Source organism: Streptomyces niveiscabiei (assembly GCF_033794345.1).
In the GTDB taxonomy this organism is placed as follows: Bacteria; Actinomycetota; Actinomycetes; order Streptomycetales; family Streptomycetaceae; genus Streptomyces; species Streptomyces niveiscabiei.
The window spans coordinates 124,283-141,020 of the sequence record NZ_JARAYJ010000025.1; the positions used below are offsets into that span (position 1 = coordinate 124,283).

The 16,738-nt window shown below is 69.2% G+C and carries 13 protein-coding genes and 1 pseudogene; 8 read left to right on the top strand and 6 right to left on the bottom strand.

Translation table 11 applies throughout. The features are described 5' to 3' along the window. Positions 1–6 precede the first annotated feature (6 nt). On the bottom strand, positions 7–516 hold the full coding sequence (locus PV682_RS29490; protein ID WP_055722229.1) for a MarR family winged helix-turn-helix transcriptional regulator: 510 nt from the start codon (positions 514–516) through the stop codon (positions 7–9). A 129-nt stretch (positions 517–645) separates the two neighbouring features. On the opposite strand from PV682_RS29490, the gene PV682_RS29495 reads away from it, so the two are divergent. Further along, the gene (locus PV682_RS29495; protein ID WP_055722225.1) at positions 646–1,428 is read left to right on the top strand and encodes a dioxygenase family protein; all 783 of its coding nucleotides are present in this window, start codon (positions 646–648) and stop codon (positions 1,426–1,428) included. A 32-nt stretch (positions 1,429–1,460) separates the two neighbouring features. On the opposite strand, the gene PV682_RS29500 is transcribed toward PV682_RS29495, so the two are convergent. Then, positions 1,461–1,979 (bottom strand): GNAT family N-acetyltransferase, encoded by a 519-nt coding sequence (locus PV682_RS29500; RefSeq protein WP_319734837.1) that lies wholly within the window; start codon positions 1,977–1,979, stop codon positions 1,461–1,463. 184 nt (positions 1,980–2,163) lie between these two features. Between PV682_RS29500 and PV682_RS29505 the strand changes: the two genes are divergently transcribed. Further along, a complete protein-coding gene (locus PV682_RS29505; protein WP_319734838.1) occupies positions 2,164–3,162 on the top strand; it encodes a sigma-70 family RNA polymerase sigma factor in 999 nt (332 codons plus the stop codon). A gap of 443 nt (positions 3,163–3,605) precedes the next feature. Here the strand turns inward: PV682_RS29505 and PV682_RS29510 are convergent, their stop codons facing one another. Beyond that, positions 3,606–4,580, bottom strand: a complete 975-nt coding sequence (locus PV682_RS29510; protein ID WP_319734839.1) for a helix-turn-helix transcriptional regulator — start codon at positions 4,578–4,580, stop codon at positions 3,606–3,608. A 202-nt stretch (positions 4,581–4,782) separates the two neighbouring features. Here PV682_RS29510 and PV682_RS29515 point away from each other — a divergent pair, with 202 nt between their 5' ends. The 4 genes from PV682_RS29515 (at position 4,783) to PV682_RS29530 (ending at position 9,327) form a co-directional block, all read left to right on the top strand. Further along, the gene (locus tag PV682_RS29515) at positions 4,783–5,544 is read left to right on the top strand and encodes a DeoR/GlpR family DNA-binding transcription regulator (RefSeq protein ID WP_319734840.1); all 762 of its coding nucleotides are present in this window, start codon (positions 4,783–4,785) and stop codon (positions 5,542–5,544) included. 128 nt (positions 5,545–5,672) lie between these two features. Then, on the top strand, positions 5,673–6,620 hold the full coding sequence (gene pfkB / locus PV682_RS29520) for a 1-phosphofructokinase (RefSeq protein WP_319734850.1): 948 nt from the start codon (positions 5,673–5,675) through the stop codon (positions 6,618–6,620). A 148-nt stretch (positions 6,621–6,768) separates the two neighbouring features. Beyond that, entirely contained in the window at positions 6,769–8,817 is a 2,049-nt protein-coding gene (locus PV682_RS29525) for a PTS fructose transporter subunit IIABC (protein ID WP_319734841.1), read from the top strand. Positions 8,818–9,045: 228 nt separating this feature from the next. Next, positions 9,046–9,327, top strand: a complete 282-nt coding sequence (locus PV682_RS29530; RefSeq protein ID WP_109365170.1) for a hypothetical protein — start codon at positions 9,046–9,048, stop codon at positions 9,325–9,327. 41 nt (positions 9,328–9,368) lie between these two features. On the opposite strand, the gene PV682_RS29535 is transcribed toward PV682_RS29530, so the two are convergent. From PV682_RS29535 to PV682_RS29545, 3 genes and pseudogenes are all read right to left on the bottom strand, one after another. Then, positions 9,369–10,115: a DUF6227 family protein gene (locus PV682_RS29535; protein WP_319734842.1), complete on the bottom strand. Its 747-nt coding sequence runs from the start codon at positions 10,113–10,115 to the stop codon at positions 9,369–9,371. Between the two features lie 204 nt (positions 10,116–10,319). Next, a complete protein-coding gene (locus PV682_RS29540; protein WP_319734843.1) occupies positions 10,320–11,342 on the bottom strand; it encodes a P1 family peptidase in 1,023 nt (340 codons plus the stop codon). A 72-nt stretch (positions 11,343–11,414) separates the two neighbouring features. Next, a pseudogene (locus PV682_RS29545) lies at positions 11,415–12,389 on the bottom strand (low temperature requirement protein A); the annotation flags it as partial. A 100-nt stretch (positions 12,390–12,489) separates the two neighbouring features. Here PV682_RS29545 and PV682_RS29550 point away from each other — a divergent pair. Together PV682_RS29550 and PV682_RS29555 are read left to right on the top strand one after the other, a co-directional pair. Then, positions 12,490–14,187 (top strand): recombinase family protein, encoded by a 1,698-nt coding sequence (locus PV682_RS29550; protein ID WP_319734844.1) that lies wholly within the window; start codon positions 12,490–12,492, stop codon positions 14,185–14,187. Positions 14,188–14,755: 568 nt separating this feature from the next. After that, on the top strand, positions 14,756–16,342 hold the full coding sequence (locus PV682_RS29555) for a phage major capsid protein (protein WP_319734845.1): 1,587 nt from the start codon (positions 14,756–14,758) through the stop codon (positions 16,340–16,342). The last annotated feature ends 396 nt before the right edge of the window (positions 16,343–16,738 follow it).

Sequence of the window (16,738 nt, forward strand, 5' to 3'; positions counted from 1 at the left end):
ACGAGGTCAGCGCAGCCAGGGCAGGTCGGCACCCGCTTCGTTGGGCTGAAGGCCCTCGGCGACGATCGTCAGGATCTCGCCGAGGGCCTTCGTCTGTTCCGGGGTCAGCCGCCCGAACAGCGCGGTCCGTACGGCCTCGACGTGGCCGGGCGCCACCCGTTGCAGTACGTCCCGCCCCGCGTCGGTCAGGACCGCGAACTGTCCCCGCTTGTCGGAGGGGCAGTCCTCTCTGCGGACCCAGCCGTTCTTCTCCAGCCGCGCGATGGCGTGCGAGAGGCGGGAGCGGGTGATCTTGGACTTCATCGCGAGCTGCGTCATCCGCAGCCGGTGGTCGGGGGCTTCGCCGAGACCGACCAGCAGCCCGTAGTACATGTGCGGCATTCCGGCGTCGCGCTGGAGCTGCCGGTCGAGGTAGTCGTCGAGGAGCGTCGACGCGTGCAGGTAGGCACGCCAGACACACTGCTCCTCTTCGGTGAGCCACTGCGGCTCCGGTACAGGGGAGGGGGATGCCTTCATGTACTCCACAGTAACGCTCCCATCATTGAATTTTAAACAAACAGGTCGTAGGGTATGTGGGAAGATGTTGCAGATTTGAAGCAAGCCTGATCGGGGTGAGTCCGATCCGAGTGAAGGAGAGCCGCTGCCATGTCCGCCGCCAGCCAGCGCATGCCCGCCCTGTACCTCAGCCACGGGGCGCCACCGCTCGCCGACGATCCCCTCTGGCCCGGCCAGCTCGCCGCGTGGTCGGCGGACCTGCCGCGGCCCAGGGCGATCCTCATCGTCTCGGCGCACTGGGAGGAGGCCCCCCTCGCCCTCGGTGCCGTCAACCCCGTCCCCCTTGTCTACGACTTCTGGGGCTTCCCCGAGCACTACTACCGGGTCACGTACGACGCCCCGGGTGCGCCGGAGCTCGCGGAGAGCGTGCGCAAGCTGCTGCGCGCCCCCGGCATCCCCGTACAGGACATCCCGGACCGGGGTCTGGACCACGGCGCCTACGTCCCGCTGGTGGAGATGTTCCCGGACGCGGACGTCCCTGTCCTCCAGATCTCGATGCCCACCCTCGATCCGGTGAGGCTCATGGACATCGGCCGCAAGCTCGCGCCCCTGCGCGACGAGGGCGTGCTGATCGTCGGCTCCGGGTTCTTCACCCACAACCTCGCGGCCCTGCGGGGGTCCGGAGTGCCGTCCTGGTCCGTCGAGTTCGACGAGTGGGGGAGGCGGGCGCTGGAGGGCCACGACTGGGACGGGCTGCTGGACTTCCTGGAGAAGGCGCCGGCCGGCCGCTACGCGCACCCGCGCACGGAGCACTTCGCGCCGCTGTTCGTCACCATGGGCGTCGCGGACGCGGTGGGGGAGCTGGACTCGCAGCGGTCGGTGATCGACGGGTTCTGGATGGGGCTGGCGAAGAGGTCGGTGCAGTTCGGGTGAGGGGGCTTTAGCGGGCGCTTCTCAGGAGGTGCTCAGAGGGACTTCTCGTACCAGGCGACGTCCCAGTAGCGGCCGAACTTCCGTCCCACCTCGCGGTACGTCCCGAGGTACTGGAAGCCGAAGCGCTCGTGGAGCCGGGTCGACCCCTCGTTCGGCTGGACGATGCCTGCGTACGCGCGGTGGAGGTCCTCTTTTTCCAGGGCGGCGAAGAGGGCCTCGTACAGGAGCGTGCCCACGCCACGGCCGCCCGCGCCCGGCGCGACGTACACCGTCGCCTCCACGGACGTCGAGTACGCCGCCTTCGGACGGTAAGGGCTGGATGTGGCGTAGCCCAGAATCTCCTGAGAGTGCGTGTCCGTGGCAACCATCAGCCGGTACGGGCCGTCTTCAGGGTGGGAGAGCAGCCAAGGGCGGCGTTCTTCCACCGTGAAAACCGCGGTGTCGAATGTGATGGGCGTCTCACGGACGTAGTGGTTGTACAGCTCGGTGAGTGCGGCGAGGTCCGCCTCGACTCCGGGCCTGACCTGCACCTCTGTGGGTTCCGACAACATTTCTCTCCTCCGCGTGGCCGGGCAGGATACTGCAAGATCAGAAAATTGGGGGCACGGGTTGGGAATTCTGTCCTGATTCCAGTCGTTGTTTCCATCGAACGGATCTGAGGGACCCGGGGTAGGAGACCGGATCCACCGGCCCCGGACAGGACCACCCGACAGCCACCATCGCAAGGGAGCACGCATGGCAACCCGTGCCGTCGCCCGTCGTCAGTCCGCCAGCGGCGAGACAGGCGCCGTGGCCCGCAGCGTTCGCGCCACCGGCGGGGAGATCGCCGACCGCGATCTGGTCGGCATGTACCTCGACGAGATCGCGCGCACCCCCCTGCTCGACGCCGCCAAGGAAGTCGAGCTGTCGCAGATCATCGAGGCGGGTGTGTTCGCCCAGCAGCTCCTCGACGGCTACGAGGAGTCCCCCTCCGACGCCACGCGCGAGGAGCTCCAGGCCCTGGTCGCCGCGAGCGAGCGCGCGAAGGACGTCTTCATCCGCTCCAACCTCCGCCTCGTCGTCGCCGTCGCGCGCCGCTACCCGCGCAGCGGCCTGCCCCTGCTCGACCTGATCCAGGAGGGCAACGCGGGCCTCGTGCGCGCGGTCGAGAAGTTCGACTACCGCAAGGGCTTCAAGTTCTCGACGTACGCGACGTGGTGGATCCGCCAGGCCATCACGCGCTCCATAGCCGACCAGTCCCGTACGATCCGGCTCCCCGTCCACCTCGTCGAGGAGCTGGGCCGCATCCGGCGCGTCCAGCGCGAGTTCAACCGCGAGCACGGGCGCGACCCCGAGCCCGCCGAGATCGCGAAGGAGCTGGGCTCCAACCCCGAGCGCGTCACCGACGTCCTCGACTGGGCCCGTGACCCGGTCTCCCTCAACATGTCCGTGGACGACGAGGGGGAGACCCAGTTCGGCGACCTCCTGGAGGACACGTCGGCGGTGAGCCCCGAGCAGTCCGTCCTGACCCTGCTGCGCAGCGAGGAGCTGGACGGCCTCATCGACCGCCTCGACCCCCGCACCGCCTCCATCATCAAGATGCGGTACGGCATCGAGGACGGCCGCGAGCGCACGCTGACCGAGGTCGGCAAGGAGCACGGGCTCACGCGCGAGCGCATCCGGCAGATCGAGAAGCACGCCCTGCTCGAACTGAAGAAGCTCGCGCGGGACACGGGCTTCGAGGCGGCGGCTTAACCCGCCCGGAGCCGGGAAGGAGTGAACGCCCGTGCGGGCAGCCGGAGTTGGCTTTCAGGCCAGAGCTTGCTCGCCCCTGGCGAACATCGCCCCTCCCCGGCTTCAACCACCGATTCCAAGGGAACAAGTCTCCAGGGAACGGGAGTTCACCCCCACGCACGAGAAACCTCGCACCCCCCGCACCCGTTGACCCCCCAACAGAGACCACGTCCCGACGCACTCCCCCCGGCGCCGGGACCACCCCAGCCGGGCTCCGCCACCCTCCCCCCCCCGGGTGCCGGAGCCCGGCTCTTCTCTGCCCACCAAGAAGGGCGAGCCACCCCGAACCTGAACCCCGGGGTGGCCCACCCAAACCCCAGATTCTGCCACAGCCCTTACACCCCGGCCCCGCCCCCACCCACGACCCGCACCCACGACACCCCGCCCACTCACCCCCAGCCACATCAACCCGCCCCCACCCCACCAGCCCTCCCCAACCGCTCGCCCAACTCCCGTACGCACCGCCCCAATTCCTCCGGCCCCTCCACCACGAACTCCACCCCCACCAACGCCAGATGCACGGCGAGCCACTCCACAGGCCCCCCGATGGCCCCCCGTACCCGGCACCCCCCGTCCACCTCTCCCACCACGGCCCCCATCCACCCCGGCACCCGGGCCCCGACCTCCTCCGCGCTCCCGGCGAAGACGACCGAGAACTCGTACGTGTCCCGCCGCCCGGAGAGCGCCCGGCGCACCAGCTCCACCGCGCCCCCCTCCGGCAACTCCCGCGGAGCGAACCGCGCGCCGGTGGCGAACGGCTCACTCACCCGGTCGACGCGGAACGTCCGCCAGTCCCCCCGGTCGAGGTCGTACGCGACGAGATACCACCGCTGCCCGGTGGACACGAGCCGATACGGCTCGACGAGCCGCCGGCTGCCCACCCCGTCCCGCGCGCTGTAGGCGAACCGCAGCCGCTCGGTCCCGGCGACGGCGGAGGCGATGGCGGTGAGGGTCTCGGGCGGAATCCGCTCCCCGCCCCCACTGGTCAGCGGCGCGGTCGCCGCCTGCAACGTGGCCACCCGCCGCCGCAACCGAGCCGGCAACACCTGCTCCAGCTTCGCCAGCGCCCGCACGGACGCCTCGTCGACCCCGGCGACCGCGTGCCCGGCCCCCGCCCGCAACCCCACGGCGATGGCGACGGCCTCCTCGTCGTCGAGCACGAGCGGCGGCATCGCCTTCCCGGCGACGAGCCGGTACCCCCCGTCGGCCCCCATGGTGGCCTGCACGGGATACCCCAGCTCCCGCAGCCGGTCGATGTCCCGCCGAACGGTCCGCCGGGACACCCCGAGCCGCTCGGCCAGCTCACCCCCCGGCCACTCCCGGGGCGTCTGGAGCAACGACAACAGCTGAAGCAGCCGCGCGGGCGTGTCAGTGGTCATGCCCGGAAGGATGCCGCACGTCTAGGCCAGCACCTGACCTAGACCGGAACCGACCGAAAACCCCGACGCCCGATCATGCCCGATTGAAGTCCGAACCTGTTTACTTTCCGGAAATCTGGGCGTAGCCTCCCAGCGAAACCACAAGTTCGGGCATCAAGCGGACATGGTCGGACGTGGTACGGAACCCCTCGGAGGCGAAGCGATGTACGCACCGGAACGGCAGCAGGAGATCCTGCGCCTCGCCCGTGACGGCGGCCGGGTGGACGTCATCTCGCTCGCCGAGGAGTTCCAGGTCACCGCGGAGACGATCCGCAGGGACCTCAAGTCCCTGGACCGCGCCGGCCTCGTCCGCAGGGTGCACGGCGGCGCGATACCGGTGGGCCGCCTGGACTTCGAACCGGACCTGGCGGAACGCGAGTACACCTCCGCCGACGAGAAGGACCGCATCGCGAAGGCGGCCCTCGCCGAACTCCCCGCCGACGGCACGCTGATCCTCGACGCGGGGACGACGGTCGCCCGCCTCGCCGCCGCGATCCCCCTCGACGCCACGCTCACGGTCGTCACCCACAGCCTCCCCATCGCCGCGCGCCTCGCGGACCACCCCGGCATCCAGCTCCACCTGGTCGGCGGCCGGGTCCGCCACCGCACGCGGGCCGCCGTCGACGCGTGGGCCCTGCGGGCGTACGGCGAGATCCGCGCCGACGTCCTCTTCGTCGCCGCGAACGGCTTCTCCCCGGCGCACGGCCTCACCACCCCCGACCTCGCGGAATCCGCGGTCAAGCGCGCGGCCGTCGCCGCCGCCCGCCGGGTCGTCCTCCTCGCCGACTCCGCCAAACACGCCCAGGAACACTTCGCCCGCTTCGGCGACCTCACGGACGTGGACCTCCTGATCACGGACCAGGGCCTGGGCGACGCGGAGACGGCGGAGATCGAGGCCGCGGGGACGGAGGTGGTGAGGGCATGACCACCAGCGAGGAGAGGGACACCGCGGGGACGACGTACGGCGCGGGAGCCACGTACGACGTGAGAGCCACCCCCGCCCTCCACCCCACCACCGACACCGACACCGTCCGTACGACCGGCGAGAGCGGCATGATCCTCACCGTCACCCCCAACCCGTCCCTCGACCGCACCTACGAGGTGCCCTCCCTCGACCGGGGCGAGGTCATCCGCGCCACCGGCGAACGCATGGACCCGGGCGGCAAGGGCGTCAACGTCTCGCGCGCGGTCGCGGCGGCGGGACGCCGTACGGTCGCGGTCCTGCCCCTCGGCGGCGCCCCCGGCGCCCTCGTCGCGGACCTCCTCGACGCGCAGGGCATCGAGGTCGCCCCCGTACCCGTGGCCGGCGCGACCCGTTCCAACATCGCGCTCGCGGAGTCGGACGGCGTCCTCACGAAGATCAACGCGCCCGGCCCCGAACTCTCGCCCGCCGAACAGGAACTCCTCCTGGAGACGGTCCGCGAGCACTCGGCCCACGCGGCCTGGATCGCCTGCTGCGGCAGCCTCCCGAGGGGCCTGGCCCCGTCCTGGTACGCCGAGCTGGTCACCCGGGCCCACGAGGCGGGCGCCCGCATCGCCCTGGACACCTCGGGCCCGGCCCTCCTGGAGGCCCTCCGCGCGGGCCCCGACGTGGTCAAGCCGAACGCCGAGGAACTCTCCGAGGCGGTGGGCCGCCCCCTGCGGACGATCGGCGACGCCCTGAAGGCGGCGGAACAACTCCGCGACCTGGGCGCCCGAGCGGTCCTGGCGAGCCTGGGCGCGGACGGCCAGCTCCTCCTGGACGCGACGGGCACGTACTTCGCGGCCTCCCGGGTCACGACGGTCCGCAGCAACGTGGGAGCCGGCGACTCCTCCCTGGCCGGTTTCCTGATCGCCGGCGGCACCGGCGCCGAGGCCCTCGCCTCCGCGGTCGCCCACGGCGCGGCGGCGGTCCAGCTCCCGGGCAGCGTCATGCCCACCCCGTCCGACCTGAACCCCGCGGCGGTGACCCTGACGTCGACGATCCCCATGGACCGCGAACTGAGGGAACCGACGTCATGACCCCACAAGCCCACCCCACCGCACCCCACCCGCCCCCCGCCCGCACCCCCACGCGGCAGAGCCCGTCGTTAACCGCCGCGGTCCTCGCCACCCCCCTCCCCGACTCCACCCCCGCCCCACCGGCGATACGCGTGCGAAGGAGCCCGCGATGAGCGACATGATCACCGCGGACCTGGTCGACCTCGACCTGTCCGCCGAGAGCAAGGAAGCGGCGGCGCGATCTCTCGCCGTCCGCATGGTGACCCAGGGCCGCGTGACCGACCTGGACGGCTTCCTCGCGGACGTCGCCGCGCGGGAGGCGCAGATGCCGACCGGCCTGGACGGCGGCATCGGCATCCCGCACTGCCGCAGCGCCCACGTCACGCAGCCGACCCTGGCCTTCGGCCGGGCCACCCCCGGCATCGACTTCGGCGCCCCCGACGGCCCCGCCGACCTGATCTTCCTGATCGCCGCCCCGGCGGGCGCGGACGACGCCCACCTCACGATCCTCTCCGCGCTGGCCCGCCAGCTGATGAACACCGAGTTCACGGACGCGCTGCGCGCGGTGAGCGACCCGGAGACGGCGGCGGCCCTGATCCGCGGCGACCGGTCCCCGCAGGACCTGGCCGCCGACGAAGACTCCGCTGCGGCACCGGTGGCGGCCTCCACCGGTGCCGCAGCGGCAGAGCAGCCCGCGCCCGCCGCCCCCGAGGCGCCGGAGCCGGAGCGCCCCTTCCGCATCGTCGCCGTCACCTCCTGCCCCACCGGCATCGCCCACACCTACATGGCCGCCGAGTCCCTGGAGAACGCGGCCCGCGAGGCGGGCGTACAGCTGACCGTCGAGACGCAGGGCTCCGCCGGATTCACCCGCCTCGACCCGCGGCTCATCGCGGACGCGGACGGCGTGATCTTCGCGCACGACGTCCCGGTCCGCGACAAGGACCGCTTCGCCGGCAAGCCGACGGTCGACGTCGGCGTGAAGGCCGGCATCAACCGCCCGTCGGAGCTGATCGCCGAGGTCAGGGACAAGGCGGCCAGGGGAGTGGTGACGACGGGCTCGGCCCCCACCCCGGTGGAGCGCGCGGGCGACTCCACGGAGGGCTACGGCACGAAGCTGCGCAAGTGGCTGATGTCCGGCGTGAGTTACATGGTCCCCTTCGTCGCGGCGGGCGGCCTCCTGATCGCCCTCGGCTTCGCGATCGGCGGCTACAAGATCAACAAGGCGCCGTCGGTGATGGACCACTTCCTGTGGACCCAGGCCGACAGCTGGGCGGCGCTGCTGTTCCAGATCGGCGCCGTCTCCTTCGGCTTCCTGGTCCCGGTCCTCGCGGGGTACATCGCGTACGGCATGGCGGACCGCCCCGGCCTGGTCCCCGGCTTCGTCGGCGGCATGATCGCCTCCACCATCAACGCCGGCTTCCTCGGCGGCCTCGCCGCGGGCCTCCTCGCGGGCGGCGTGGTGCTCGGCATCCAGCGCGTGAAGATCCCCACGGCGCTGCGCGGCATCATGCCGGTGGTGGTGATCCCGCTGATCTCCACGGCCATCGTCGGGTTCCTGATGTTCGTGGTGATCGGCAAGCCGATCGCGTCCGCGCAGAAGGGCATGACCGACTGGCTGAACGGCCTCACCGGCTCCAACGCGATCCTGCTGGGCGCCCTCCTCGGCCTGATGATGTGCTTCGACCTCGGCGGGCCCGTCAACAAGGTCGCGTACACCTTCGCCACGGCCGGCATCGCCGTCACCGACCCGAGCGACTCGGCGATGAAGGTCATGGCCGCGGTGATGGCCGCCGGCATGGTCCCGCCGCTGGCGATGGCCCTCGCGACGACGGTCCGCGCGAAGCTCTTCACGGAGACGGAACGCGAGAACGGCAAGGCCGCCTGGGTCCTGGGCGCGTCGTTCATCTCCGAGGGCGCGATCCCGTTCGCGGCGGCCGACCCCCTGCGCGTCATCCCCGCGTCGATGGCGGGCGGCGCGGTCACCGGCGCCCTGTCGATGGCCTTCGACGCCACCCTGCGCGCCCCGCACGGCGGCATCTTCGTGGTCCCCCTGATCGGCAACCCCTTCCTCTACCTGATCGCCCTGGCGGCGGGCGTGGGCGTCACCACCACCCTGGTGATCCTCCTGAAGGGCCTGCGCAAGCCGGCCCCCACGGCCCCGCAGCCCGGCGAGCCGCTCCCGCAGTCCACCGACCGCAAGCAGCCGATAGCCGCCTGACCCCCGCTCCTCGGCCGCGCCCCCTCCGAATCGGGCCGCGGCCGAGGCTTTCCCCCGGCGGCCCGCCCACCCGAACCCGGCCCGCACCACCCCGCACGCCCCCCGGACACCCCACGCGCCCTTCGCAACTCCCAAGCCCCACACGCGCATTCAATACCCCCCACGAGCCCTGCGAGATCCATCACGATCCGCCACAAAGGTAACGATTCGTGGTGTCTACTGGTTCCCATGCCCGCGAACCTCTCCCTGCCCCAAGTGGCCGCCCTCACCGCCCTGACGCTCGCGGCCCTCGCCTGGCTGACCGTCCTGACCCGCACCCTCCGCCGCCCCCGCCCGCACCAGCCGTACGGCCCCCTCCTGCGCACCACCCCGCTGGTCCGCCGCCCCGACGGCCTCCCCGCGCTCCCGCGCCAGCGCCGCACAGGCCCCGCGGCGGAATCGGCCCCCCTCACACCGGCCGAGGAGCACGCCTTCGCCACCCTCGTACGCCGCCTGGCGGACGACCGCTGAACAACCCCCTCGGCCCTACGACTTGGCCCTATCGCTTGGCCCTACGACAGCTGCGCGGCCCGCCGCTCCATACCCGCCCGCGCCTCCTCCTCCGACGCGTACACCTCACACATGTGCCGCCCGTCCGGCGTCAGCGTGTGCTCCACCTCCCACAGCGACACCTCCTCCCCGTCGGCCAGCAGGAACGCGTGCTCGTACAGCGCGAACCCGATGCCCGCCCGCCCCGCCCGGCAGGGCCGCCCGAACGCCTGGGTGATCTCGTACGCCGACGCCGCGGACACCCGCCGCGCCAACTCCGGCCCCGGCCGGTCGGAGTTCTCCGCCCGCCGCAGCAACCGCCGTACGTGATCGGCGGAATCCCCTCGCACGTACATGTGCCGAGGCACCGGCATGGGCGCCGGCTGCACGAACACCGGCAGCTCGAACTCCGGCGAGTCCAGGGGTAACGGCAGCCGCGAGATCGCCTCCCGCAACTCCTCCGGCTCGGCGTACACCTCGTGCTGCGACTCCCCGCCGGCCGTGACGTTGTGCACCAGCTCCCACAGCGTGAGCGCCGCGCCGTCCGCGAGCAGCCACGTGTGCCGGTACGTCTCCCGGTGCAGCCCCGCGCTGTGGTGTGCGGAGTGCAGCGAACTGTCGTGCGCCAGCGCGCAGTCGAGCTGCCTCAGGACCTCGTCGGCGAGCTCGAAGGAGTTCAGGGCCCGCCCGAGGAGCCGCGCGAGGTGCTCCTCCGGAGACTCCGGCGACTCAAATGGTTCGTACGCCGCCATCTCGTACGGAACGCTCAAGGTTTCTCCCGGCGTTGCTGCATGTCACCTTGTGGGTGCATACGGTAGCCCCTCGCCCGGACACCACGCCCGGCGAACGGCAAAACGTATGCCCGGTAAAACGCACCCCCACCCCAAGAAGTTCCCCCCACCCAGACAAACCACGAAAACCCCACCCCACCCCCAACACCCCACCCCAACAACCCCACCGCACCCGGCCGCCCCTCACCCGTACAACTCCCGGTACGAAGGCCACACACCCCCCGCCCCCTCCACGGACTCCGCCGCCCGCACGGCCCGCACGATCGCCCGGGTCACCGCGTCCGCCCCCGCCTCCAGCACCTCGTTCAGCGCCAGCGGATCCCCCTCGTCCAGCCCTCGGTCCCCCGTGGCCAGCGCGAACACCGTGTCCCCGTCGTGCAGCAGATGCACAGGCCGCACGGCCCGAGCGATCCCGTCATGCGCGACCCCCGCCAGCTTCTGGGCCTGCGCCTTGGACAGCGCAAGGTCCGTGGCGACGACGGCCAGCGTCGTGTTGAGCGGCGGAGGGGCGGACGCGGCAGCGCGCTCGGCCATCCGGGCCCGCGCGGCCTCGTGCACCCGAGGGTCCGGCAACTCCCCCCGCCCCAGCAGCAGTTCGCCGTACAACGCCCCGCTCTCCGGCGCCACCACGGACCCCACCGCGTTGAGCACGACCAGCGCCCCCACCGTGCCCCCGGACGGCAGCCGCACACTCGCGGTCCCGACGCCCCCCTTCAACACCCCGGCGACAGCCCCCGTACCCGCCCCGACACACCCCTCGGCGACCGGCGCCCCGACGTCGCTCGCCGCGGCGGCCTCCACAGCCTCCCGCCCCATCCCTGCGTCGGGCCGCGCCCGGAAATCCCCGCCCCGCCCCAGGTCGAACACGCACGCGGCAGGCACGACCGGCACCACATGCCCCACCTCGGGCCCCACCCGGATCCCCCGCCCCCGCTCCTCCAGCCAGCCCATCACCCCGGACGCGGAGTCGAGCCCGTACGCGCTCCCCCCGGTCAGCACCACCGCCTCGACCCGCCGCACCACGTTCCGGGGGTCCAGCGCGTCGGTCTCCTTCGTCCCCGGCCCACCCCCGCGCACGTCGACGGCCCCCACCGCACCCCCCTCGGGCGCGAGCACGACCGTCGTCCCGGTCAACCACCCACCCCCGACCCGAGTGGCATGCCCGACCCGGATCCCGGCAACGTCCGTCACAGCGTCAACTGTCATACGACCAGTCTCCCTTCACCCGGCGCCCGCCGCCGGAACCCGCAGCCGCCCCGCACCACGACGTCCTCCCTCTCACCCCGCCTCCCCTGCCCGAGCCACCATCCGCGCCGTCAACGCCGTCCCCGTCACCACGGTGAGCGCCGCCACCACCCCGGCCGCGAGGACCCCCCACCGCCCCAGAAACGTGCAGCACAGCACCAGCGCCGCCGCCCCCGGCAACACCGCCTGCTGCGCGAGCCCCACCTTGAAGTGCCGGGAGTGCAACGCCCACACGGTCACCAGATACAGCGCCGTCGGCACGGTCACGGCCGCCGCTGCCGCCGTGGCGGAGACGTGCGCCTTCCCGACCGCCTGCTCCACGCCCACTTCGAGCCCCGCCCCGATCGCGGCGGCCGAGGCGAAGACGAGGTAGTGGCCGTAACCCCACAGGAACGCCTGCCGGTTGGAGCGCAGATGCCCATGGACGGGCACCACGAAGTAGATCCACCACGCGGCGAACACGATCAGCAGCCCGCCCCCGGCGATCGGCAGCAACTCGCCCAGCGCGTCGTGCTCGTCGACCGCCGACTTCACCGCGACCGTCGCCGCCGCGATCGTCTCGCCCAGCACGATGATCGTGAACAGCCCGTACCGCTCGGCGATGTGATGCGGATGCCACGCGGTCCGCGAGTCCCGCTCCGCGAACACCGGCACGCCCAGCTCGGCGACCACCATCACGAGGAACACCCACACCCGCGCGCCCTCGGGGAACACGAGCAGCCCCAGCCACCCCGCCTGGCACGCCAGCACCCCCGTCGCGTACCGCAGCGCCACCGTCCGCTCCGCGCCGGCCGTCGACACCGCCGCCCGCAGCCACTGCGCCGCCATCGCCAGCCGCATGATCAGGTACCCGAGCCACACGACCAGGAAGTCCTGCTCGTCGAAGGCCCGCGACACCCCCGCCGCCAGCACCAGCACGCCCGCGATCTGCACGAGCGTCACGACCCGGTACGGCACGTCGTCGTTGTCGTACGCGGAGGCGAACCACGAGAAGTTCATCCACGCCCACCTGTGAACCAACGGTCCAACACCGCTCCCACCTGGGGAAACGGGCCGTCAGGTCACCGACACCCTTTCAGGAGCGTGACACCGACCCTGAAGGGGACCGATGGAACGCGACGACCTCCCGACGATGCGTGCGCTGGGCTTCGAGGAAGAAGAGCTTCGCGCCCTGGGGCTCTGGGACGTAGCCACGGGCGACCCCGCCGACCTTGCTGAGGCGTACATCAGGCGCAGCAAGAAGAGCGATGACCTTGCCTCGCTGCGTGGCCACATACGCGATATCTGCCGGACGGCGCTCAGCGAAGGGAAGCGCATTCGGCATGTGTGGTTCGAGCAGAAGAGCGCTTCGAAGGCGTATGTGAAGCGCGAGGAGTTCGACAAAGCCATTTCCGCCGTGAAGGCAGGGCTTTCCAAGACCCTCTACATCTGGAAGACGGACCGGTTGAGCCGCCGGGGTATGGGTCACGTCGGACTGTTGCTCGACGAGTTCGACAAGCGCGGCGCGCGCATCGTGAGCGTGACCGAAGGGCTGGACTCCAGCAAGGGAAGCCGAATGGTGTTCGCCATCCTCAGTGAGCGAGCGCGCGACGAAGCGAAAGACATTTCCCTTCGTACGAAGAACGGCATGGACTCGCACAAAACTGAGGGCAAGTGGCTGGGCGGCGTTACGCCCTACGGGCTCGAATGCGTGGACGGCAAGCTTCGGCACAAGGCGGCGGAGTACCCGACGGCCCGCCGAATAGCCGAACTCTTGCTTGACGCCGTAACCCCCGCTGAGGTGGCGGAGACGCTGAACAAGGAGAAGATCCGCACCCGCAAGGGGAAGCAATGGCGCGCACAGACGATCATTCACCTTGCCCACTCGCCTTCCTGGGCTGGACTCATCCCCAACCGGGAACGTGCGACTGATGAATTCGGTCAACCGCTGGACAAGTGGTATCGGGGTGGTGAGCCTCTTATGGGGAACGACGGGCATCCAATCACTTGTGGTCAAGGTGTCGTCACCTATGCCGAATGGGTCAAGATCAATGAACTGATCAGCGGGCGAAGCCGGGCAGGAACGGCTATCGGTGACCGCACACGCGGTATCCGTAAAGCGGCAACCATCATGACCGGTATTCTCCGCTGCCCGCACTGCAAGGGACCTATGGGGAACGGCGGGCGTAACTACCGATGCCAGGCGCGCATCAATCAGGGACCGTCCGTGTGCAAGGGCGTCGCTAGTCAGCGAGAGCGAATTGATGACGCCATGGGTTCGCTGTGGGTGAGTCACGTGCTGAGGCTGAGCCCGGAAAGCCCGACCATCATCAATATCGCGCGCCGCTTCCTGAACTATCAGGACCCGGAGAAGCAAGCGCGTAAGGGGGCAGTCTCGGCAGCGCTGGACAGTGCCGTAAGCCGTGAAATCCGACTCAACAAGGAATTCTTCGTCGGCGGTATGGATGAAACGCAGTACGAAACCCTCCGCAACGACTTGGGCGCTCAAATCGCCTCCCTGAAAGCCGAGTTGGCCGAGTTGGAGAAGGAAGCGGACCTTACGCCGCTGATGAGCGCCGAAGCGCTGGCCGTGCTGTGGGACGCGGAAGGGTTGGAAGGGAAGCGCGCGCTTCTGTCGGCAGCGCTGAAGAGCGTCACACTCCTGCCCGCGAAATTTCGGGGTGACCGAACCCCGATCACCGAACGACTCGTGCCGGACTGGCGAGACAAGGACGGGATGCCAGACGACGTCCTTGAGGGCGCGCGAAAGACCATGCAGCGTCGCCGGGAACACAAGTTGGCTGAGGAAGTAGCACTGAGCGCGTAGCTTCCCGCTCGCCTAGGTTGATCAAGCCCCCCGATCTCCACAGAGGAGTCGGGGGGCTTCTGTATGCCCGTGTGCGGAGCTCTGAGGGGGCGCGGGTCACCAGGGGACGGAGAAGCGCTCAGCGGGTCGCAGACAGGCATCTGACGGCTCCGATGCATCGTCACCGCAGCGCGCGGGGTGCAGCCCTCGGACCTGGGCTCTGTGATGTTGTGACGCTGTGATCAATAACCAGAATTCACATAAGAAACTCTATAGGTAATCCAGAAACCGCGTCCCATCGTCGCAACGTCACCGACCGGACGCCGCGTCGTGCTGCTTTCCCTTCAGGTCACCGACTCACTTCATATAGGTAGAGGCGCCTACGTGCCTCGCTGCGGGTCCACCACGATTACCCGCCCCGTGATCCCGCTGTGTGCCGGTGGCCTTGATGCGCTTCAGCCCGCTCAGGTCAATGCACATATTCAAGCCCCCTTCCGGGTTGAGCTTCTGTTGCGCGTGTGGTGGCGCGTTCGGTCGCTCCTCGGGAGGGGGCTTCTCATATTCCGCCACACATGAGGACGGAACTATCTTGCCTGATATCGAGACGCGTGCAGCGCCACAGCGGATCACTGTGGACGGCACTCGAAAGCTCAGCGGCTATGCCGTCGTATTTAACTCGACTGCCGCCATCGGGACGTTCACCGAGTCCATTGCAGCCGACGCGTGGACCAATGAGGGTGACGACGTCCTAGCCACATGGAATCACAACGCGGACAACATCCTTGGGCGTACGCGTTCCGGCACGCTCGCGATGACCGTGGATTCCATCGGTATCCGCTACGACGTTGACCTTCCGGACACGGAACTAGGGCGCAGCGTTCATGAGCTTGTGAAGCGCGGCGACATTTTCGGTTCGTCGTTCACGTTCATCGCTGACGCTGAAGATTGGGACTACGGCGGCGAGAAGCCGCACCGCACGGTTACCGCAATGCGCATCATTGAGCTTGGTCCCGTTCATACTCCTGCCTATTCCGACGCGACGGTATCGGCGCGCGCCCTCGAAAGGGGAAACATGGCCAACGTAGATATCGCCGCTGCTCGTAGGGTGCTTGCCGAGAGCGACCGTGCTGAAAAGCTTGTCGCTGAACTCCGTGACGCTGGGGCCGATGGCGAGAAGCGTGCCGATCTTAACGAGAAGCGCGCGGAGCTTGAGGCGTACAACGCTGGGCGAACGGCCGCTCTTTCTGCCATGAAGTCGCCTTCTGATCGGGCTTCTATCGCCCGCAAGGCGAGTGCTGGTGATCTCCTGTATGAAAAGCTTGCGGAGTCCCGCAACCTGACTTCGGATGGCACTGCTGGGAGCTTCAACCCGGCGGATCACAGTAGACATTTCGTTGACCTTATGGCGCCCAGCTCGGTAGTGCTTTCCAGCGGCGTGAACCGGGTCGCAACGAGTTCATCCGAATGGAGGACGCCAGTGATCGCTTCCGACTTCGCTCCAGCTTTCGTTGGTGAGCTTGCAGACCTGCCGACAGGTGGTTTCGCGGCTGGTCTGCTGACTGTGAAGCCGATGAAGATCGCCACGTCTGAAATGCTTTCGAGTGAGTTCGTCAACGACTCAGACGGTGTTTCACTGAACGCCATTTCGAAGAGTATGCTCCGCACTCTCGCTCTTGGCTTCGATAAGCAGGCTCTTACTGGCACAATGGGCGCCGACAAGTTCGCGGGTATCGCCAACACGGCCGGAATTCAAACGCTGTCGCTGACCGCTGAACCGAAGGATCTTGCGCCGTTCGCTGAGGCATTCGGAATGTTGGAGGACGTGTCTGCGACTCCGGGTGTCGTCGTCATGAATCCGACGCGTTGGGCTCAGCTTCTCGGCCTCAAGGACACGACGGGCCGACAACTTCTCAGTGCGGGTGCTGGTTCTGGCACGGACGGCGTCTCTCGCAGCATCCTCGGCGTGCCTGTGAAGGTCTCCCCGTACGTGGACGCGAACACGATTCTCGTCTATGACGCATCGGAGATTTACGCGATCATTCGGCAGGATGCGAGGTTTGAGACTTCGTCGGATGCCGGGTTCTTCAAAGACGGCATCGGTGCCCGTGCCATCATGCGCGCGGCAATCGCCGTACCCAATGCGGCGGCAGTCGTCAAGATGACCATCACCGTGTAATGGCACTGGGAGAACTGTTCAACTCCGCTGACAGCGCATCACCTAAGCACGTTGAGATAGGGACCGGTCTTGTCATTGACGGCAAGCCGGTCCCTTCCGGCGTTCGGGTACGTGTCCCTGCCGACGTTGCCGAATACCTCGTTGCGCAGCGTTGGGCACGGGAGGTGGACAAAGGGCATTCCACCCCCAAGGGGGTACTGGAATGGCACCCCGTGCGCAGCATTCCGGGGGCGGGCATCGGGCTGGATGAATGGCCTAGCCACATGCGCCCAGCATGGATGAGAGTAGAAGCGCGCGTAAGAGCTCGTAACACGATCATGATCGGTGTTTCTTGAGGCGTCTCCAGCAGATCAGAGCGCAGGCCAAAGAGACGAATGCGTCGTGGAGTTCGGTTCG

Excerpts from the sequence above, each read along its gene's own strand:
- PV682_RS29515 (WP_319734840.1), top strand. The coding sequence starts at position 4,783 with ATGTACGCACCGGAACGGCAGCAGGAGATCCTGCGCCTCGCCCGTGAC.
- PV682_RS29500 (WP_319734837.1), bottom strand. The coding sequence starts at position 1,979 with ATGTTGTCGGAACCCACAGAGGTGCAGGTCAGGCCCGGAGTCGAGGCG.
- PV682_RS29490 (WP_055722229.1), bottom strand. The coding sequence starts at position 516 with ATGAAGGCATCCCCCTCCCCTGTACCGGAGCCGCAGTGGCTCACCGAA.
- pfkB (WP_319734850.1), top strand. The coding sequence starts at position 5,673 with ATGATCCTCACCGTCACCCCCAACCCGTCCCTCGACCGCACCTACGAG.
- PV682_RS29540 (WP_319734843.1), bottom strand. The coding sequence starts at position 11,342 with ATGACAGTTGACGCTGTGACGGACGTTGCCGGGATCCGGGTCGGGCAT.
- PV682_RS29550 (WP_319734844.1), top strand. The coding sequence starts at position 12,490 with ATGGAACGCGACGACCTCCCGACGATGCGTGCGCTGGGCTTCGAGGAA.
- PV682_RS29525 (WP_319734841.1), top strand. The coding sequence starts at position 6,769 with ATGAGCGACATGATCACCGCGGACCTGGTCGACCTCGACCTGTCCGCC.
- PV682_RS29530 (WP_109365170.1), top strand. The coding sequence starts at position 9,046 with ATGCCCGCGAACCTCTCCCTGCCCCAAGTGGCCGCCCTCACCGCCCTG.
- PV682_RS29495 (WP_055722225.1), top strand. The coding sequence starts at position 646 with ATGTCCGCCGCCAGCCAGCGCATGCCCGCCCTGTACCTCAGCCACGGG.
- PV682_RS29510 (WP_319734839.1), bottom strand. The coding sequence starts at position 4,580 with ATGACCACTGACACGCCCGCGCGGCTGCTTCAGCTGTTGTCGTTGCTC.
- PV682_RS29505 (WP_319734838.1), top strand. The coding sequence starts at position 2,164 with ATGGCAACCCGTGCCGTCGCCCGTCGTCAGTCCGCCAGCGGCGAGACA.